Source organism: Bradyrhizobium sp. DOA1, assembly GCF_001593325.1.
Taxonomy (GTDB): domain Bacteria; phylum Pseudomonadota; class Alphaproteobacteria; order Rhizobiales; family Xanthobacteraceae; genus Bradyrhizobium.
On the sequence record NZ_JXJM01000001.1, the window covers coordinates 3601548 to 3621472 of the forward strand.

At 64.1% G+C, this 19925-nt stretch carries 20 protein-coding genes and 1 pseudogene; 20 read left to right on the top strand and 1 reads right to left on the bottom strand.

Annotation, left to right across the window (positions count from 1 at the left end):
* Positions 1 to 12: 12 nt before the first annotated feature.
* Positions 13 to 1848, bottom strand: coding sequence for a malto-oligosyltrehalose trehalohydrolase (treZ, locus tag SE91_RS17185; RefSeq protein ID WP_245318474.1), 1836 nt, complete (start codon positions 1846 to 1848; stop codon positions 13 to 15).
* A 317-nt stretch (positions 1849 to 2165) separates the two neighbouring features.
* Between treZ and glgA the strand changes: the two genes are divergently transcribed.
* The 20 genes and pseudogenes from glgA to SE91_RS17280 form a co-directional block, all read left to right on the top strand.
* Complete coding sequence (glgA, locus tag SE91_RS17190; RefSeq protein ID WP_008551864.1) at positions 2166 to 3575, top strand: glycogen synthase GlgA; 1410 nt, start codon at positions 2166 to 2168, stop codon at positions 3573 to 3575.
* A gap of 20 nt (positions 3576 to 3595) precedes the next feature.
* A complete protein-coding gene (locus SE91_RS17195; RefSeq protein ID WP_061848422.1) occupies positions 3596 to 4732 on the top strand; it encodes a glycosyltransferase family 4 protein in 1137 nt (378 codons plus the stop codon).
* Positions 4733 to 4801: 69 nt separating this feature from the next.
* Entirely contained in the window at positions 4802 to 5083 is a 282-nt protein-coding gene (locus tag SE91_RS17200; RefSeq protein WP_008551877.1) for a DUF3606 domain-containing protein, read from the top strand.
* A gap of 23 nt (positions 5084 to 5106) precedes the next feature.
* On the top strand, positions 5107 to 7344 hold the full coding sequence (glgX, locus tag SE91_RS17205) for a glycogen debranching protein GlgX (RefSeq protein ID WP_061848423.1): 2238 nt from the start codon (positions 5107 to 5109) through the stop codon (positions 7342 to 7344).
* Between the two features lie 271 nt (positions 7345 to 7615).
* Positions 7616 to 7810 carry a hypothetical protein gene (locus tag SE91_RS17210; RefSeq protein ID WP_008551891.1) on the top strand — a complete coding sequence of 65 codons (195 nt, stop codon included), beginning with the start codon at positions 7616 to 7618 and terminating at the stop codon, positions 7808 to 7810.
* A gap of 175 nt (positions 7811 to 7985) precedes the next feature.
* Complete coding sequence (locus SE91_RS17215) at positions 7986 to 8726, top strand: FadR/GntR family transcriptional regulator (RefSeq protein WP_008551893.1); 741 nt, start codon at positions 7986 to 7988, stop codon at positions 8724 to 8726.
* On the top strand, positions 8726 to 9679 hold the full coding sequence (locus SE91_RS17220) for an NAD(P)-dependent oxidoreductase (protein WP_502687176.1): 954 nt from the start codon (positions 8726 to 8728) through the stop codon (positions 9677 to 9679). The genes SE91_RS17215 and SE91_RS17220 overlap by 1 nt, the downstream gene beginning before the upstream one ends.
* 10 nt (positions 9680 to 9689) lie before the next feature.
* Complete coding sequence (locus tag SE91_RS17225; protein ID WP_061848425.1) at positions 9690 to 10373, top strand: amino acid ABC transporter permease; 684 nt, start codon at positions 9690 to 9692, stop codon at positions 10371 to 10373.
* 7 nt (positions 10374 to 10380) lie between these two features.
* Positions 10381 to 11049, top strand: coding sequence for an amino acid ABC transporter permease (locus tag SE91_RS17230; RefSeq protein ID WP_061851175.1), 669 nt, complete (start codon positions 10381 to 10383; stop codon positions 11047 to 11049).
* Position 11050: 1 nt separating this feature from the next.
* Positions 11051 to 11809, top strand: a complete 759-nt coding sequence (locus tag SE91_RS17235; protein WP_061848426.1) for an amino acid ABC transporter ATP-binding protein — start codon at positions 11051 to 11053, stop codon at positions 11807 to 11809.
* Between the two features lie 21 nt (positions 11810 to 11830).
* On the top strand, positions 11831 to 12625 hold the full coding sequence (locus SE91_RS17240) for a transporter substrate-binding domain-containing protein (protein WP_061848427.1): 795 nt from the start codon (positions 11831 to 11833) through the stop codon (positions 12623 to 12625).
* A gap of 66 nt (positions 12626 to 12691) precedes the next feature.
* Complete coding sequence (gene rpiB, locus SE91_RS17245; protein WP_008551908.1) at positions 12692 to 13138, top strand: ribose 5-phosphate isomerase B; 447 nt, start codon at positions 12692 to 12694, stop codon at positions 13136 to 13138.
* A 13-nt stretch (positions 13139 to 13151) separates the two neighbouring features.
* Positions 13152 to 14069, top strand: a complete 918-nt coding sequence (locus SE91_RS17250) for a ribokinase (protein ID WP_061848428.1) — start codon at positions 13152 to 13154, stop codon at positions 14067 to 14069.
* A 57-nt stretch (positions 14070 to 14126) separates the two neighbouring features.
* Positions 14127 to 14855, top strand: a complete 729-nt coding sequence (locus tag SE91_RS17255; RefSeq protein WP_061848429.1) for a sulfite exporter TauE/SafE family protein — start codon at positions 14127 to 14129, stop codon at positions 14853 to 14855.
* A 16-nt stretch (positions 14856 to 14871) separates the two neighbouring features.
* Positions 14872 to 16317 carry a DNA repair protein RadA gene (gene radA, locus SE91_RS17260; protein WP_061848430.1) on the top strand — a complete coding sequence of 482 codons (1446 nt, stop codon included), beginning with the start codon at positions 14872 to 14874 and terminating at the stop codon, positions 16315 to 16317.
* A 167-nt stretch (positions 16318 to 16484) separates the two neighbouring features.
* Positions 16485 to 17114: a CvpA family protein gene (locus tag SE91_RS17265; protein ID WP_008551921.1), complete on the top strand. Its 630-nt coding sequence runs from the start codon at positions 16485 to 16487 to the stop codon at positions 17112 to 17114.
* 28 nt (positions 17115 to 17142) lie between these two features.
* Entirely contained in the window at positions 17143 to 18666 is a 1524-nt protein-coding gene (gene purF, locus SE91_RS17270) for an amidophosphoribosyltransferase (protein WP_060735838.1), read from the top strand.
* Between the two features lie 15 nt (positions 18667 to 18681).
* Positions 18682 to 18822 carry a hypothetical protein gene (locus tag SE91_RS37135; protein ID WP_197489478.1) on the top strand — a complete coding sequence of 47 codons (141 nt, stop codon included), beginning with the start codon at positions 18682 to 18684 and terminating at the stop codon, positions 18820 to 18822.
* Between the two features lie 62 nt (positions 18823 to 18884).
* The gene (locus tag SE91_RS17275) at positions 18885 to 19625 is read left to right on the top strand and encodes an SDR family NAD(P)-dependent oxidoreductase (protein ID WP_061848431.1); all 741 of its coding nucleotides are present in this window, start codon (positions 18885 to 18887) and stop codon (positions 19623 to 19625) included.
* Between the two features lie 81 nt (positions 19626 to 19706).
* Positions 19707 to 19925 (top strand): annotated as a pseudogene (locus tag SE91_RS17280) (hypothetical protein); the annotation flags it as partial.

A 19925-nucleotide genomic window follows, 5' to 3' on the forward strand; every position in this document is an offset into this window, starting at 1 on the left:
CGCGCCGCAAGCTCAGGCGGGTCGGACCTGCCCCAGTCGCACGATGATGTCGCCTGGCAAGAGGTGTTGTTCTTCAGCCGGCCCTCCCCGCCAAAGGCACTCGCCTTCCACCAGTTGCGGCATGGGCAGTCGCTCGCCCGCAAAGTTGGCCACGATCTGCAGAACCTCTCCCCGCTTTGTCTGCCAGCGCACGTGCACTCCGCCCTGACGAGGATCATCGCCGAGCAGTTCACGCTGCGCCGAAACAAAACCCCGTTCGATCAACGGCACGATCTTCTCGCGCCGGATCTGCAGCAACTGCGCCGTCAAAGCCCGGAAGCGCGCACAGCCGGGAGAACGGTCAATGCTGCTCCAATTAAGCTTCGAGGCTTGAAACGTCCTCTCATCGCAAGGGTCCGGAATTCTGGCGCGCATTTCGGGCGTCGAGAATGACTTGAAATGCGCAAACTCCTTGCGCCGCCCTTCCCGCGTCAACTCGGCAGCTTCTCCGGTCCAGTCCGCGAAGAACAGGAACGGCGTTTCGACCGCCGCTTCCTCGCCCATGAACAGCATCGGGATATGCGGATTGAGCAGGACCAGCGCCATCGTCTGGCGCAGCTTTTCCGGGCTCACCAGTTTCGACAGCCGCTCCCCCAGAGCCCGGTTGCCGATCTGATCATGGTTCTGCGCGAAGAAGATCGTGGCTTCTGGCGGCAGATGGGCACTCGGCTCGCCCCGGGGTTCATCGTGAAGCGCGAAGACTTCACCCTGGTAGGCGAAGCCCTCCGCAAGAGATCGCGCAAGATGTTCGAGCGGCTTGTCCGCGAACGCGCGGTAATATCCCTCGTCTTCTCCCGTCAGCAGGACATGAAGCGCATTGTGGAAATCATCACCCCATTGGGCGTCGTAATATCTTGGGCGTCCTTCCACGCGATCCAGAAGATGCGCCTGATTGGCCTCGTTCTCGAGCATCAGATGCACGCGCCGGCCCGGTAATTCCTGGCGGACGGTCTCGGCAAGCTCGACAAGGAAATGCCATTCGGAATCGTCCTTCAGGGCGTGAACGGCATCGAAGCGCAGCCCGTCGAAGCCGTAGTCGCGCAGCCAAATTAGTGCGTTTTCGATCAGGAACTCGCGCACGAAAGCGCCATCGCGTCCTTCCAGGTTGACGGCGGGCCCCCAGCCGGTGCTGTGGCGTTTGTTGAAGAAATTCTCCGCGTAGCTGTGCAGATAATTCAACTGGGGCCCGAAGTGGTTATAGACCACGTCGAGATAGACCATGATGTCGAGGTCGTGAGCTGCCCTCAACAGCCGCTTGAGATCCTGCGGCCTGCCGTAGCGCGCGTTGGGCGCATTCAAAAGCACACCGTCATAGCCCCAATTGTGCCGGCCCGGGACATCGTTGATCGGCATCAGCTCAATGGCAGTGATGCCGAGGTCACGCAGATAGTGCAACCGCTTCTCGACACCCGCATAGGTCCCCTCTTCGCTGAAGGTGCCGACGTGCAGCTCATAGATCACGGTCTCCGCCCAAGGACGCCCTGCATAGGGGTTGGCATCCCGGAGCGTCGATAGATCCAGTACCTCGCTTGGGGCGCCGACGTCGTCGGGCTGGAAAAGCGAGGCAGGATCAGGAACAACCAGATCCTGGTTGATCCTGAACTGATATCGTGTGCCGTCCCGAGCGGTCGGTGACATCAGCTGGTACCAGCCGTCGGCGTCGCGCGTCATGCGGCATGGCGGCCGGCCGATCTCGAGCAGTTCGACGGATTCCGCGGTCGGCGCCCAGAGATTGAAACACACCCCGCCTTCGATGATCCGGGGACCGTGGCACCGGTTGTGCCCGGCAATTCCCAACTGCTGATTCAATTTCGTTCGCCTTTCGCGTCCCCCTCGATCGGGCACCCTGCGATCGCCCGAGCATGCGTGAAGACGGAAAGCTGACAGGTGCGCATTCGTTCCTGGTGAAATGCCTACGGTCAGCAGCCTAAGCGTGGCAACGCTGCAGACTCTCGTGTGTACACTTTTGCACCAAATGCAAAAAAGAACAGCGCGCGGCCGTTGGGCAGGAACCTTTGCTGCGGCGCAGAATTGAGGGGTGTCGCTTCGCTGGGGGAGCGCGTTGGAATGCAAAAAAGATGGCTGGCAAAGACCACTGTCGCTCTTGTGGCTGGCGGGCGTAGCAGATGCGGATCCTGTTCGCGACGCCCGAAGTATCGGACTTCATTCAAGTTGGCGGCCTTGCCGCCGTCTCCGCGGCTCTGCCGCGAGCCTTACGGGAATTCGCTGACGTACGCGTCATCATTCCAGGCTATCCGTCCGTGCTGCGAGGTCTGCAAGACCTCAAGCCGGTGGGACGGTGCCAGCCTTTCGCGGCTCTACCGGCTTTCGAGATCGATCTCGGCCATACCGCCGACGGCCTGAGCTTCTACGTCGTCCGCTGCCGGGAGCTCTATGAGCGCGACGGCACGCCCTATTCCGATCGCAGCGGGTCGGATTGGGGTGACAACAACATCCGGTTCGCGACCTTTTCCTACGCTGCCGCGCAGCTTGCCAGGGGGCTGGTGGACAAGCATTGGTCTGCCGACCTGGTTCATGCCAACGACTGGCAATGCGCGCTCATTCCCGGATATCTGGAATGGCACTACGCGCACATTCCGACGGTCTTCACGATCCATAATCTGGCCTATCAGGGCGTCTTCGACCGCAGCACGCTCGGCCAGCTCGGGATTCCCGAGGCAAGCTTCAACATCGACGGCGTGGAGTTCTACAACCGCCTGTCCTTCATCAAAGCCGGGCTGGTCTATGCCTCGCATCTGACCACCGTCAGCCAGACCTATGCCCGGGAGATCACGACCGCTGAGTTCGGATGCGGTCTCGAAGGCCTCTTGAGGCAGCGGGCCGACCGCAATCAGCTGTCCGGTATCCTCAACGGCATCGACGAAAGCTGGGATCCGCGAACGTGCGCGTCGCTGCTCCAGCCTTTCGGTGCCGGGGACTGGACCGAACGCGCCCTGAACGCCGACGATGTCAGGGATCAGTTCGGTCTTGCGGTCTCGCGAGGTCCGCTGTTCGCGCTCGTGGCGCGCCTGGTGCATCAGAAGGGCGTCGATCTCGTGATCGAGAGCGCGCAGGCGATCGTCGACGCTGGCGGCCAGATCGTCGTGACCGGAAAGGGCGAGCCGCGATTCGAGGAGGCGCTGCTGAACGCGCAGACCCGCGCGCCCCGGTCAATCGCCGTGAAGATTGGCTTCGACGACGCCGAGGCGCGCAAAATCTTCGCAGGCAGTGACTTCACCTTGATGCCCTCGCGCTTCGAGCCTTGCGGGCTGAGCCAGATGTACGCCCAGCGGTTCGGTTCGTTGCCGATTGGGCATCGCACTGGCGGTCTGGCCGAGACCATCGTCGATGGCGAGACCGGCTTCCTGTTCGATCGCCCGTCGGCGCCCGGCTTCCTCGGAAGCCTGTGCCGAGCCTTCTCGACCTTCGGCATGAAAGACCGGCTCGATCATATGCGCCGTGCAGCGATGGCACAGGCCTTCAGCTGGACGGATTCGGCGAAGTCATACGCGGCTCTCTACAGATCATCGCTCTAGAAAGCATTTGGGGGCAGGCAATGAAGATCGCGCAAATCGCACCTCTCGCGGAGAGTTGCCCGCCGCGGCTCTATGGCGGCACCGAGCGGATCGTCTCATACCTCACCGAGGAGCTGGTGCGGCAAGGCCACGAGGTCACGCTGTTCGCAAGCGGTGATTCGATCACCTCGGCCGAGCTGGTGCCGTGCTCGAAGATGGCTCTGCGTCTCAATCCCGCGGTCAAGGACATGACGCCCCATCACGTCATGATGCTGGATCAGGTTGCGCGGCGTGCAGACGAGTTCGACGTCCTTCATTTCCACATCGATCACCTGCACTATCCTTTGATGCGGCCCTACCGGGATCGGATTCTCACGACATTGCATGGGCGGCTGGATCTCCCCGATCTGTTGCAGTTCTACTCTGCCTTCCCCGAGCCCCCGCTGGTCTCGATTTCGAATGCGCAGCGACGTCCGATGCCGCCAGTCAATTGGCTCGGCACCGTACTTCACGGATTGCCCGAGAACGTTCTGCCCTATAGGCATGTGCCTTGCGGAGACTATTTTGCTTTCCTGGGGCGGATCTCGCCTGAAAAGGGCCCGGACAAGGCCATCGAGATTGCGGCCAGGGCCGGTGTTCGGCTCAAGATGGCGGCCAAGATCGACGCTGCCGATCAACGCTATTGGGATCAGGTCATCGCGCCGATGGTCGCAGCCCATCCGAATGTCGAATTCATCGGTGAGATCAACGAATTCCAGAAGGCCGACTTCCTCGGCAACGCCCGTGCGCTTCTATTTCCAATCTGCTGGCCGGAGCCGTTCGGCCTGGTCATGATCGAAGCGATGGCTTGCGGCACGCCCGTGATTGCACTTGCCCATGGCTCCGTGGAGGAGGTCATCGATCACGGCGTGAGCGGGTTTGTGGTCAGCTCCGTGGACGAGGCGGTCGCGGCAGCCAAGTCGGTCGGCACTCTCGAGCGCCAGGCGATCCGCGCCCGGTTCGAGCAACGCTTCACGGCCGAGCGGATGGCGCGGGATTATCTCACGGCTTACCGCCGCTTGCCGGCGCTCCAGCAAGCACCGCAGTTAGACATGCTCGCAATCCCCGCAAGCGAAGACGCCATCCGGATGCCGATACCTTCCGCGAGCCTGGAGGTGCGCGCGGTGAGCGCGGCCTGACCACCATTTGCCGGCTGCTGGAACGGAATCACCGAGCGACGGTTACGACACACACAAGGAGTTGCCGCTATGCGTCGCTCGACATTGAAACCAATCCGCAACAAGCTCGACCTGACCGACCGCACTCAAATGCGCCTCGTGAGAAAACGTTTGGGTCTGTCCGATAGCGAGCTGACTGCGATCGCCGAGCGTATCGGCAATTCGATCTCCGCGATCAGCAAGGAAGTCTCCAAGCAGCGCGCCAACGCGCTGCCCAAGCCGGCCGACGTGCCTCCCGCGGCAGTGATCGCCGCGGCTGGGGCCACTGAGCAGGACGCGACCGAGGTACCCGCAACAGCGCCGACATCCTGACCGGATTGTCATCGGGGGCAGACATGGACCAAAAAACGCAATCAGACGACGCCCTGACGCGGGCGGCGTCGAGCCTGCGCCGATCCCGGATCACCGAGGGCAAACCGTTTCCGCTCGGGGCCACCTGGGATGGTCTCGGCGTCAATTTCGCGCTGTTCTCGGCCCACGCCACCAAGGTCGAGCTCTGCCTGTTCGACGACGATGGCAAAACCGAACTCGAACGGATCGAGCTTCCTGAATATACCGATGAGGTCTGGCACGGCTATTTGCCCTCGGCCCGGCCCGGCACCGTCTACGGCTATCGCGTCCATGGGCCTTACGAACCTGACGCCGGACACCGCTTCAATCCCAACAAGCTCCTGCTCGATCCCTATGCCAAGCAACTGGTCGGGCAACTGCGCTGGGGGCCCGAGCTGTTTGGCTACCAGCTCGATCACGCCGACAAGGACCTCTCCTATGACGATCGCGATAGTGCGCCACTGATGCAGAAGTGCCGCATCATCGACCCCGCGTTCACCTGGGGCGCGGCGCGCAAGCCCGAAGTGCCGTGGGAGCGGACGATCCTCTACGAGATGCACGTCAAGGGTTTCACGCAGCTGCATCCGCTGGTGCCCGAAGCTGACCGCGGCACATTTTCGGGCCTCGCGCATTCGGAAATCCCCGCCTATCTGCGCTCCCTCGGGATCACTAGCGCGGAGCTGCTGCCGATCCACGCCTTCGTTGATGACAGCTACCTGGTCGACAAAGGCCTGCGCAATTACTGGGGCTACAACTCCATCGCCTTCTTTGCGCCGGAGCCGCGTTACCTGAAGACGCCGTTTGCGAACGAATTCAAGGAAATGGTCAATCAGTTTCACGCTCACGGCATCGAGGTCATCCTGGACGTCGTCTACAATCACACCGCGGAGGGCAACGAACTCGGCCCGACGTTGTCGTTCAAAGGCATCGACAACGCCAGCTATTACCGCTTGCTGCCGGACCAGAAGCGCTATTACATCAACGATACCGGCACCGGAAACACGGTGAACCTGTCGCACCCGAGGGTGCTTCAGCTGGTTGCGGATTCCCTGCGCTATTGGGCAACGGAGATGCGGGTCGATGGCTTCCGCTTCGACCTCGCCACCATACTGGCGCGCGAGCCCTACGGCTTCGACGAAGGCGGCGGCTTCCTCGATGCCTGCCGTCAGGATCCGGTGCTTTCCAGCGTCAAGCTGATTGCTGAGCCCTGGGACATCGGTCCCGGCGGCTATCAGGTCGGCCAGTTTCCGCCTGGATGGGCCGAGTGGAATGACAAGTTCAGGGATACCGTTCGCGCCTTCTGGAAAGGTGATGAAGGTACGCTGGCGGATCTCGCAAAGCGTGTGTCGGGGTCCGGCGATCTTTTCAACAAGCGCGGACGGCGGCCCTGGGCCAGCGTCAACTTCGTCACCGCACATGACGGCTTCAACCTCAACGACCTCGTCTCGTACAACGACAAGCACAATGAGGCGAACGGGGAAGACAATCGCGACGGTCACAGCAACAATCATTCCTGGAATTGCGGGGTGGAAGGACCGACGGACGATCCCGAAATCACCGCGCTGCGCGAACGCCAGAAGCGGAACCTGCTCGCGACAATGCTGCTGTCCCATGGCACGCCGATGCTGCTTGCAGGGGATGAGTTTGGGCACACGCAGAACGGCAATAACAATGCCTACGCCCAGGACAACGAGACCACCTGGCTCGGCTGGATGGGCATCACCGCGAACGGCCGCAACTTGCGTGAATTCACGCGCAAACTGATTGCGACGCGCAAGGCTTTCCCGATCCTCTATCGCAGCCGATTCCTGGTCGGCTCCCATAACGAAGAGCTCGACGTCAAGGATGTGGCCTGGCTGTCGCCTACCGGCGACGAGATGACCGACGAGCAATGGCAGGACGGCAACGCCAAGTGCTTCGGCATGCTGCTCGACGGACGCGCCCAGGAGACCGGCATCAAACGCCGCGGCTCGGACGCCACCATGCTGCTGGTCTACAACGCCCATTACGACGTCGTGAATTTCACCTTGCCGCCCGTTACCGATGGAAGCCGCTGGTTGGGGCTGATCGATACCAATCAGCCGGATGCCCAAATGCCCGCGTTCGAATTCGGGCACGCTTACGCGGTGACAGGACGATCGCTCGTTGTTTTCGGCCTCGCTACCGAGAACGCGGCCACGCGTCGCCTTCGACAAGGTCTCGGGGCGCTGCTCGATATCGCGGAAGCGCCGCTGCCTGGCTAGCGTTCAAGCCTCCGCTCAGTCGGCATCGCCTCAGGAGACTGAAGAGCAACAGCGGAGGCGTGGAAAATTCCTAGACCCACCTCCGGATAGACGAGCGCCCGCATCGGGTTCAGGTCAAGGAAAGTTCAAGCCGATCGCAAGGATGGTGAAGCCAACGATCACCGCGTAGAACTTCGGCGCTTCCGCACAACACGATACCTGCGCGAAGCGGACGGGATGATTTTAGGAACAGGGAAAGCGACGTCGCGTTCAATTTTCCTTTGGGGTTTGAATGCTCAAAGCCGAGGAATGCCGGACGCTCGCCGCGCAATATCGCGCGCGTGCCAACGATCGAAAATCGGCGAAGCGCCTCGCCAATGTCCTTCTGAGTGTTTCCAACGCCTACCTCGCTCTGGCGAGCCAACTGGACCTCCTTGCGTCGGTCGAACACCAGGAGAGCGCGAGGACGACCGGTCGGGACGTCTAAGCTGAGCCGTCGCAGACGAAGCTGACACGGAGCCGGCGGCGGCGCCGTGAAGCCGTACCACTGCCGCGCCCCGCGACGCCTGCTGAGCCCTGCCGATCTCTCCGGATGATGCCTCTTGACCTCCGCGCTCTGGTAAGCATACTGGTCTTACCAAGATCAGACCAAAGAGACAGGGATGGAGCTCAAACGGGCCACCGAGGGCGAAAAGGGGTTCGAGAAGGTGTTCGCCTTCTTGCGCGAACGCCTCCTCGCGGGCTCGCTCAGGCCGGGCGACCGCCTGATCTCGGAGCGCGAGCTGGCTACCCTGCTCGGCGTCAGCCGGCCGATCGTGCGCGAGGCGCTGCGCGCCCTCACCGTGCTCGGGATCGTCGAGATCCGCGACCGCATCGGCACCGTGGTGACGCGGCCGGATGTCTCGGTGTTGAACGACTTCTTCACCTTCGCGCTCGCCCAACAGGCCGACATGCTCGACGATGTCATGCAGGCGCGCGTCGCGATCGAATGCCAGGCGATCCGGCTTGCCTGCGAGCGCGCCAACATCGCCGATTTCGAACGGCTGCAGCGTGCACTGGCAAAGATCGGCGAGACGATCGACGAAGCGGATGCCGGCGGCATGGCCGATTTCGACTTCCACCGCGCCATCGTGGTCGCCTCGCATTCGGAGACGCTGAGCGTGCTACACGCCTCGATGGCGGGCCTGTTGACGCATTCGCACCGCAACCGCCGCAAGCTGGTGCAGGCCTTCCCGTCGATGAAGACCTACCTCGTCGACGATCACCGCCGCATCTTCGACGCGCTCATCGCGCGCGACCCCGAGCGCGCGGATGCGACGCTGCGCAAGCATTTCGCCATCGGCGACGAATACCGCAGGCGCGCAATCGTCGGCGATATCGACAAGACCAGTGCCTCGGGCTGATCGCGTTCAGCCATCGACCAAGACGCCAATCAAACAAGAAACGGACTGACGACATGGGAAGGAACGACAAGGGCAATGTCGGCTTCATCGGCATCGGCACGATGGGCCGGGAGATGGTGCGCAACCTGCTGGTGGCAGGCCACGCGGTCCGCGTCTTCGATCTGAACGAAGCTGCGGTGTCGGACAGCGTCGAGCAAGGCGCGACCCGCGCGAGCAGCCCCGCCGATGCCGGGCAAGACGCCGACATCGTCATCACGATGCTGCCCGACACGCCCCATGTCGAGGCAACCATTTACGGCGAGCAGGGCCTGCTGAAATCCCCGCCGCCGGGCAAGCTGATCGTCGACATGAGCACGATCTCGCCGGTTGCCGTCCGCCGCATCCATGCCGACCTGCAACAGACGGGCGTCAGCTTCATCGATGCGCCGGTCTCGGGCGGGCCGGTGGGCGCCAAGAACGCGGCGCTCTCGATCATGGCCGGCGGCGATGCGGATGCGTTCGCCAGGGCCGAGCCGTTCTTCCGTGCGATGGGCACGACCATCACCCATGTCGGCGCATCCGGCGCCGGCCAGACCATCAAGTTGTGCAATCAGCTGATCTGCGGCATCAACATCCAGGCGATCTGCGAGGCGCTCGCGCTCGGCCGCGCTTCGGGTATCGATCTCAATCTGCTGCGCCGGGTGCTGCTCGGCGGCTCCGCGGCGTCCTGGATGCTCGACAAGCTCGGCCCCGCGATGATCGCGGGCGACGCATCCGCCGGCTTCCGGATCGATCTGCAGCTCAAGGACCTTCGCCTGGTGCAGGAGCATGCACAGGCGCTCAACGTGCCGCTGCCCGGCACGGCGCTCGTCACCAGCCAATATGTCGATGCGCGCGCCCATGGCGAAGGCAGCAACGGCAACCAGGCGCTGTTCCGCGTCTATGACCGCATGACCAACCAGACAACCGGCTGACCCTGACACGATGAGCCTCCAACTCGACTTTCCCGCAGTGCTGGAGCGTTGGCCGAGCTTTCTGGCCGGCGCCGTGCTGACGTTGGAGTTGGCATTCTTCGCGACCGTGCTCGGCGCCCTGCTCGGCACGCTCGCGGCGGTCGGGCGCGGCACGCACAATGCGCTGATATCAGGCGCCTGCAAGGTCTATGTCGAGACCATCCGCAACACGCCGCTGCTGGTGCAGATCTTTCTGGTCTATTTCGGCCTCGCCAGCCTCGGCCTGAAATATTCCGCCTTCACCGTGGCGGTGGCTGCGCTGACCATTAATGTGGGCGCCTATACCGCCGAGATCATGCGGGCCGGCTTCGAGGCGATCCCGCGCGGGCAGATCGAGGCCGCCGAGGGGCTGGCGCTGTCGCGCTTCCAGATCTACTGGCACATCATCCTGCTGCCGGCGATCGAGAAGGTCTATCCGGCGCTCACCAGCCAGTTCGTGCTGTTGATGCTGGCCTCCTCGGTCTGCTCGCAGATCTCAGCCGAGGAGCTCACCGCGGTCGCCAACTACATCCAGTCGGACACCTATCGCGCCTTCGAGACCTACATCATCGTCGCCGTGCTCTATGTCATCCTGTCGCTGGTGATGCGAGCCGGCTTCTGGGGCCTCGGCCTCGTCCTGTTTCCGCGCCGGCGCCGGCTCGGCACGCCATTGTGAGATGACCATGGGCGGACATCTCAACATCAACCATCTCATGTTCCTTGGCCAGGGCGCGCTCTGGACCATTGGTCTGTCGCTGATCGCGCTGATCGGCGGCGGCATCGTCGGCTTTGTGATCGCGCTGGCGCGCATCTCGCCGCTGAAGTCGGTGCGGATCGCGAGTGCCGTCTATGTCCAATTGATCCAGGGCACACCGCTGCTCGTCATCCTGTTCCTGGGGTATTTCGGCCTCGCTGCCATCGGCCTCAAGGTCTCGCCGCTGGTCGCCGCCGGCGCCTCGCTCACGCTCTATGTCGCCGCCTATCTCGGCGAGATCTGGCGCGGCTGCATCCAGTCCGTGCCGAAGCCGCAATGGGAGGCCGCGGAAGGCTTGGCGCTGAGCCGGACCCAGCGCATGGTCAAGGTGATCCTGCCGCAGGTGATCCGCATCGCCACGCCGCCGACCGTCGGCTTCATGGTGCAGATCATCAAGAACACCTCGCTCGCCTCCGTGGTCGGCTTCGTCGAGCTCATGCGCTCGGGCCAGATCGTCAACAACTCGCTGTTCGAGCCATTCGCCATCTACGCCATCATCGCCGTCACCTACTTCGCCATGTGCTATCCCCTGTCGCTGTTCAGCCAGAGGCTGGAGCGGCGGATGGGGCGTGGCAGGTCCAACCTCGCAACAGCCTGACATGCAGCAAAACGCCCCCTCCTCCGAACCGATCGTGTCGCTCCACAACGTGCAGAAGAGCTTTGGCGCGCTCCGCGTGCTCGACGGCGTCTCCTTTGCCGTCGCGCGCGGCGAGGTGCTCGCCCTGATCGGCCGCTCCGGCTCCGGCAAGAGCACGGCGCTGCGCTGCATCGACCGCTTCGAGAAGGTCGACGGCGGCGAGATTGTGGTCTGCGGGCATCGCGTCGACCGCCCCGATGTGAACCTGCGCGCGCTGCGCCAGGACGTCGGGATCGTGTTCCAGAGCTACAATCTGTTTCCGCACCTCACCATCGAGCAGAACATCACGCTTGCGCCCTGCGCGGTGAAGGGCATGGCGACGGGCGAGGCCAAGGACCTTGCGCGAAAAGTGCTGGCGCAGGTCGGGCTCGAGGAGAAGCTGCACGCCTATCCCGAGCAGCTCTCGGGCGGCCAGCAACAGCGCGCCGCGATCGCCCGCTCGCTCGCCATGCAGCCGAAGGTGATGCTGTTCGACGAGGTCACCTCCGCACTCGATCCCGAGCTCACCGGCGAAGTGCTCAAGGTGATCGAGCAACTCGCGGCCGACGGCATGACCATGGTGATGGTCACCCACGAGATGGGTTTCGCCAAGGGCATCGCCGACCGGATCGTGTTCATGCATCGCGGCAAGGTCCACGAGACCGGACCTGCCTCGATCCTGACGTCGCCGACCACGCCCGAACTCACGCAATTCGTGGGGACGGGAAACCTAAAATCATAACAGGGAGAGGAGAACCAAGGGATGACCAACAAGATTGTGCTCGGAACTGCCGCCGCGTTGTGCGGCCTCATCATGATGGCGGCCACGCCCGCATCAGCCGATCTGCTCGACGACATCATGAAGGCGAAGAAGATCCGCATCTCCACCGACCTCGCCATCCCGCCCTCGGGCATGATGGACAGCACCATGAAGGCCACCGGCTCCGACGTCGAAGTGGCGCAACTGCTCGCCAAGGACTGGGGGCTCGAGCTGGAGTTCATCCAGACCACCGGCGCGACCCGCATCCCCAACGTGCTCACCGGCAAGGCCGACATCATCATCTCGACCCTGTCGGTGACGGCCGAGCGCGCCAAGGTGATCGATTTCACCAAGCGCTATGCGACGCTGCAATCCGACGTCGGCTGCCTCAAATCGTCGACCGTGAAGGACTGGCCGGACCTGAAGGACAAGTCGATCGGCGTCTCGCGCGGCACGACGCAGGACACCACTCTGTCCAACATGAAGGACAAGGACCTCAAGATCGCGCGCTATGACGACGACGCCACCATGGTGACGGCGGCGGTGTCGGGCCAGGTCGACTGCGTCGGCTCGTCCGCGACGATCATCAACCAGATCGGCGTGAAGAACCCCTCGCGCGTGTTCGAATCCAGGATTCCGCTGGCGACCTTCGACCTCGCCATCGGCCTGAAGAAGGGCGAGCAGCCGCTGATGGACAAGCTCAACGCCTGGATCACCGAGAACGTCAAGAACGGCAAGCTCAACGCCATCTACAAGAAATTCCACGGCGTGGATCTGCCGCCGGATATGCGCAGCTGAACGGAAGAACGCCGTGACAGTCGCACGCGACTGTCACGGCTATTGCAAGATCAAGAAGGACATCACATGCGTCTCGTCATCGGATCCGACCACGCCGGCTGGCCACTGAAGCAGACCGTCATCGACTACATCCGCAAGCTCGGCCACGAAATCATCGACGTCGGCTCCTATGACGACAAGCCGGTGGATTTTCCCGACATCGCCCGCGCCGTTGCGGCGAAGGTGACGTCGGGCGAAGCCGCGCGCGGCATTATGGTGTGCGGCACCGGCGTCGGCGCTTCCATCGCCGCTAACAAGATGAAGGGCATCCGCGCCGCGGTCTGCCACGACGTCCATTCCGCGCATCAGAGCGTCGAGCATGACGACGTCAACGTCATGTGCATCGGCGCGCAGATCGTCGGCGCCTGGCTCGCCGTCGATCTCGTGTCGTCGTACCTGTCCGCCGAATTCTCCACCGACGAGGATTTCCGCCGCCGCGTCGAGAAGCTACGCGTCATGGACGAGCAAGGCTGACGGGCTCTCCGCCATGATCCTGGTGTTCGGGTCGCTCAACATCGATCTGGTCGCGCAGGTCCCGGTGATTCCGGGTCCCGGCCGGACGGTGCTGGCGCCGTCCTACCGGACCCATTTCGGCGGCAAGGGCGCCAACCAGGCCGTTGCCGCCGCACGGATCGCCGGACCTGGACGCGTGCGCATGGCCGGCCGTGTCGGCCGGGACGGATTTGGCGACAGCGCGATCGAGAACCTCAGGGCCAACGGCGTCGACGCCGATCTCGTCGCCAGGGCCGACGAGCCGACCGGCTGCGCCTTCATCACGGTGGATCAGGCCGGCGAGAACGCGATCACGGTGGCGAGCGGCGCCAATATCACTGCGAGCGCCGGAGATCTTCCTGCCGAGCTGTTCGATTCCGACACTGTGCTCGTGCTTCAGATGGAAGTGCCCTTCGCGCAGGCGCTGGAAGTCGCGCGCAGGACGACATTGGCCGCTGGCACCGTCGTCTGGAATCTCGCGCCCGTCCCGGAGAGGATGACCCGTGAGATGGTGACGGAGCTTCTCGCCGTGACCGATCATCTCCTCGTCAACGAGCACGAGGCGCTGGACGCCGCCGACGCCATCGGCCTTGCTCCGCCCAGTTACGAGGCCGCAGCCGCCGACCTCGCCAGGGCCGGCGACCTCACCTGCATCGTGACCGCCGGTGCGCAAGGCGCGCTCGCGGTGACGGCAGAGGGCACCCGCCTGCGTGCGGCCGCCCCGCGCATCACGCCGGTGGACACGACCGGCGCCGGCGACACCTTCGTCGGCGCGTTCGCGGCGATGATCAGCGAAGGCGTATCGCTGCAACGCGCGCTCGAAGTCAGTTGCGAAGCCGCCGCCTTGAAATGCCTCAAGGCCGGCGCCCAGACCGGCATGCCCATGCGCAGCGCGATGAGCTCCCTCGCTTAGTGCGGATCGCCCATATCCCTGCCCGCGGCTACACTCTCCCGATTCGTGGAGGCTGTTTTGGCCTTTCTCTTCGTCCTCATTGTCGGCCTCATCGCCGGCACCATTTCCGGCATCGTCGGTACCGGCTCGTCGATCATGCTGATGCCGGTGCTGGTCTATGCCTATGGTCCGAAGGAAGCCGTGCCGATCATGGCGGTGGCCTCCGTCATGGCGAATTTTTCGCGGATCCTGGCCTGGTGGCGAGAGGTCGACTGGCGGGCCTGCGTGGCCTATTCGGTGACGGGCATCCCGGCCGCAGCGCTCGGCGCACGAACGCTGCTGGCACTGCCCGCGCATGCGGTCGACATCACCATCGGCCTCTTCCTGATCGCGATGGTGCCGGTGCGGCACTGGCTGGCGCGGCATGATCTCAAGGCCAATCTCTGGCACCTCGCCATCGGCGGCGCCATCATCGGCTATCTCACCGGCATCGTGGTCTCGACAGGCCCCCTCAGCGTGCCGCTGTTCCTGTTCTACGGCCTGTCCAGGGGTGCCTTCCTCGCCACCGAGGCGGCCTCCTCGCTCGGCCTCTATTTCGCAAAGTCCGTGACCTTCGAGCGTTTTGGCGCGCTGACCATGGACGTCTTCGTCAAAGGCCTGATTGCCGGTTCCTCGTTGATGTCGGGCGCCTTCATCGCAAAGCGCTTCGTGATGCATCTCAAGCCGGAAACCTTCCGCCTGGTGATGGACGCGATCATGGTCGCCGCCGGTCTCTCCATGCTATGGAACGCGACGCACGCCACCTGAGCACGATTGACGTCCCATGGCCAAGAATACGCTTTCCTTTGTCTGCCAGAACTGCGGCGCGGCTTATAACCGCTGGCAGGGCAAGTGCGAGTCCTGCGGCGAGTGGAACACACTCGCCGAGGAGGACACCAGCGGCAGCGTGCCGGTGTCGATCCGCTCCAAGCGCAAGGGGCGCACATTCGCGCTGGAGAGTCTCGCCGGAAAGAGCCCGGATCCGCCGCGCCTGTCCTCGGGGTTGAGCGAGCTCGACCGCGTCACCGGCGGCGGCTTCGTGCGCGGCTCGGTGCTGCTGGTCGGCGGCGATCCCGGCATCGGCAAATCGACGCTGCTGACGCAGGCCACAAGCATGCTGGCGCGCGCCGGCCACCGCATCGTCTACATCTCCGGTGAAGAGGCCGTCGCGCAGGTGCGCCTGCGCGCCGAGCGGCTCGGGCTCTCCGATGCGCCGGTGCAGCTCGCTGCCGAGACCTCGGTCGAGGACATCGTCTCGACGCTGTCGGAGGGCGCGGTGCCCCGGCTGATCGTGATCGATTCGATCCAGACCATGTGGACCGACACCGTGGAATCGGCGCCCGGCACGGTGACGCAAGTGCGTGCTTCGGCACAGGCGCTGATCCGCTTCGCCAAGAAGACCGGCGCGGCCATCATCCTGGTCGGCCATGTCACCAAGGACGGCCAGATTGCCGGCCCTCGCGTGGTCGAGCACATGGTCGACGCGGTGCTGTCGTTCGAGGGCGAAGGCTCGCAGCAATTCCGCATCCTGCGCGCCGTGAAGAACCGTTTCGGCCCGACCGACGAAATCGGCGTGTTCGAGATGACGGGTCTGGGCCTGCGCGAGGTCACGAACCCCTCCGAGCTGTTCCTGTCCGAGCGCGATCTCGGCACGCCCGGCACCGCCGTCTTTGCGGGCATCGAAGGCACGCGGCCCGTCCTGGTCGAATTGCAGGCGCTGGTGGCGCCGACCTCCCTCGGCACCCCGCGCCGGGCCGTGGTCGGTTGGGATCCGAGCCGGCTCTCGATGGTGCTCGCCGTGCTGGAAGCCCATTGCGGGGTCAAGCTGTCGGGTCACGACGTCTACCTGAACGTCGCGGGCGGCCTGCGCATCCACGAGCCTGCGGCGGACCTTGCCGCTGCCGCGGCGCTGGTGTCGTCGCTGGTTAATGCGCAGTTACCGACGGATGCGGTCTATTTCGGCGAGATCTCGCTCTCCGGCGTGGTCCGCCCGGTGGCACAGACCCCGGCCCGGCTGAAGGAAGCGGCCAAACTCGGCTTCCAGCGCGCCGTGCTGCCCGAATCGGCCCGCGGCGAGACGGGCGGCGATGCCGGATTGTCGCTGAACGCGGTCAACAGCCTGACGACGCTAGTCGCCGAAATCGCCGCCCGCGGCTCCCGTCGGGGCGAATCGAACGGGCCGGCCGAAAAAAATGCCACACCGGCAAGATTCCGCCGCGGAGAGGGTTAGCCGGAGGTGACGCCGGAGGCCTGCGCCGCTATACAGCCGTCACAAAGCAGCATGGGATTGCGTGGTTGCGGCCTTGCCGGGAACGCCGTCTGCCCCTCTTTTAAGGCAGCGGCCAAGCACCGATTCGCTAGAGCACCTTTGAGAGTACGAGCGGACCAGACCAGCCGATGCCAGTAACCATCCTCGACCTGATCCTGCTCGGTGTGATGCTGATCTCGGGCCTGCTCGCCATGGTCCGCGGCTTCATGCGGGAAATCCTGTCGATCGCCGCCTGGGGCGCCGCTGCGATCGTAACGCTGTACTCGTTCTCGAAGCTGCTGCCGACCGCCAAGACCTATTTCAACAACGACACGGTCGCGAGCGTGGTCGTGGTTGCCGGCGTGTTCGTGGGCACACTGGTCGTGGTTTCCGTGATCACGGTGCGCATCTCCGACATGATCCTGGATTCGCGCATCGGCGCGCTGGACCGCACCCTCGGCTTCCTGTTCGGCCTTGCTCGCGGGCTTTTGATCGTCGTGGTCGCCTTCCTGTTCTTCACCTGGCTGGTTCCGGACAAGCAGCGCCCGGACTGGGTGACGGGGGCCAAATCCCGCGTGGTGCTCCAGGGAACCGGGGATTGGCTGATGGCCCTCTTGCCCGACGACCCCGAGAACACCATCTTGAAGAGATTCAAGAAAAACAAACCAGATGATGAACAAGCTGAATCCGAGCAGCAGCCTTCGGGCAGTGGCGACGGGTACAGTAAATCGGCTCGTGACGGCATGAAGAAGCTGATCGAGAAACCTGCGGCGCGTTGATTGGCCCCTAAAGAAAGGCGCGGACGAGATGCGACACCCTGACCAGGACGCCCAGCTTGATCTCGATCCAAGGGCCGGTTCGGGCCCGGCCGCGCTCGAGCTACAGGACGATCTGGAGGGGGATACGCTGCGCGAGGAATGCGGCGTGTTCGGCATCTACGGTCATCCCGATGCCGCCGCGATCACCGCGCTCGGTCTCCACGCTCTCCAGCACCGCGGCCAGGAAGCCGCCGGCATCGTCTCCTACGACGGCAGCCGCTTCCACTCAGAACGCCGCCTCGGCCTCGTCGGCGATACCTTCTCCCGCCGCGAGGTGATCGACCGCCTGCCCGGTAATGTCGCGGTCGGCCATGTCCGCTATTCCACCACCGGCGCCACCATCCTGCGCAACGTGCAGCCGCTGTTCGCCGAGCTTAATGCCGGCGGCCTTGCGGTCGCACATAACGGCAACCTCACCAACGGCCTGACGCTGCGCCGCGAGCTGGTCAGGCACGGCGCGATGATGCAGTCGACCACCGACACCGAGGTGATCCTGCATCTGGTCGCGCGCTCCAAGCGCAGCCGCTTCATCGAGCGCTATATCGACGCGCTGCGCGAGATCGAAGGCGCATATGCGCTTGTCTCGCTGACCAACAAGAAGCTGGTCGGCGCACGCGATCCGCGCGGCATCCGTCCGCTCGTGCTCGGCGAGCTCGACGGCTGCCCGATCCTGACCTCGGAGACCTGCGCGCTCGACATCATCGGCGCGCGCTTCGTGCGCGACATCGAGCCCGGCGAGGTCATCGTGTTCGACGAGAACGGCCAGGACATCCACAAGCCGTTCCCGCCGATGGCGCCGCGTCCCTGCATCTTCGAATACATCTACTTCTCGCGTCCCGATTCCATCGTCCACGGCCGCTCGGTCTACGAGGTGCGCAAGAACTTCGGCGCGCAGCTCGCCCGCGAGAGCCACGTGCCGGTCGATGTCGTGGTGCCGGTGCCGGATTCCGGCGTGCCCGCCGCGGTCGGCTACAGCCAGTTCTCCGGCGTGCCGTTCGAGCTCGGGATCATCCGCAATCACTATGTCGGCCGCACCTTCATCCAGCCGACGCAGGCGATCCGCGAATCCGGCGTGCGCATGAAGCATTCGGCCAATCGCGCCGCGATCGAAGGCAAGCGCATCATCCTGATCGACGATTCGCTGGTGCGCGGCACCACTTCGAAGAAGATCGTGCGCATGATGCGCGATGCCGGCGCGACGGAGGTGCACTTCCGCCTCGCCTCGCCCCCGATCCTCTACCCTGACTATTACGGCATCGACCTGCCCGACCGCGGCGGCCTTCTGGCGGCGACGCATTCGCTGGAGGAGATGCGCGAGATCATCGGCGCCGACTCGCTCGCCTTCCTGTCGATCGACGGCATGTACCGCGCCATGGGCGAGCCCGGCCGCGACCCCGCCAATCCGAAATTCTCGGATCACTGCTTCACCGGGGCGTATCCGACGCATCTCACCGACCAGACCCAGACCGAGCAGCAGCCGCGGCAATTGTCGCTGCTGGCAGAGGCGAGCTGACGCGGAAGGCATGCCATGACGCAGCCGGTAATTGCGATTATCGGCGGTCTATTGCTCATCGGGTTTATCTTCTTTGCCTTTCGACAAGGCACGAAGGTCACTCCCGATGACCGCGAAGATCATGGACCTTCGGTCGGGACAGGCAACGACTACTAGGGCTGGATTGTTTTTCCTGTGAACGGGCTTGTCCCGGCCATCCACGCCTGTAAAACCCCGCCATGACAAAGCACCTCGCCTCACGCATCGCTCTCGTCACCGGCGCCTCGCGCGGCATCGGCTATGCCACGGCCATCGCTCTGGCGAAGGCCGGCGCGCATATCGTTGCGGTGGCGCGGACGCAGGGCGGGCTGGAAGAGCTGGACGACGAGATCCGCAAGGACGGCGGCAGCGCCACCCTGGTGCCGCTCAACCTCACCGATTCCGACGGTATCGCGCGGCTGGGTGCCGGCCTGCATGAGCGCTACGGCAAGCTCGACATCCTCGTCGGCAATGCCGGCGTGCTCGGCCCCTCCTCGCCGGTCGGCCATATCGAGCTGAAGGCCTTCAACGACGTGATGGCGGTGAACGTCTCCGCGAACTTCCAGCTGATACGCTGCATGGAGCCGCTGCTGAAGCAGTCCGATGCGGGCCGCGCCGTCTTCATCACCTCGGGCGCCGCCAACAAGGCCACCGCCTATGTCAGCCCCTACGCAGCGTCCAAGGCCGCGCTGGAAACACTGGCACGCGCCTGGGCGCAGGAGACCGCGAACACGAAGCTGCGCGTCAATCTGTTCAATCCCGGCCCGGTCCGCACCCGCATGCGCGCGACCCTGATGCCCGGCGAAGACCCCGAGACGCTCGATACGCCCGAGCAGGTCGCCGAATTCATCCTGCCGATGTGCGCGCCCGACTGGACCGAGACCGGCAAATTCTACGATTACAAGACGCGCAGCCTGATGAGCTTCCGCGCGCCGGCCTGATTGACTCCATGACCTCCCCGCGATTGACTGCGCGCGCCTAAGCGGCAGCAAGCCGCAAGGCCAACAATAAGGGAGGTCGCCATGGCACCATGGCATGATCGCGCAAGCCTTGCGCGGGCGCTCGCGAACGTTTCTCACGCAATTTCGCTTCTGATCGCAGCCGTCGCCTTCGCGCTTCCGGGCATGGCGAGCGCAGGCGACATCCCGGCCTTCGCGGTCGATCCCTCCTGGCCGAAGCAGCTGCCGAATAATTGGATCCTCGGCCAGGTAGGCGGCATTACCGTCGACTCGCAGGGCCAC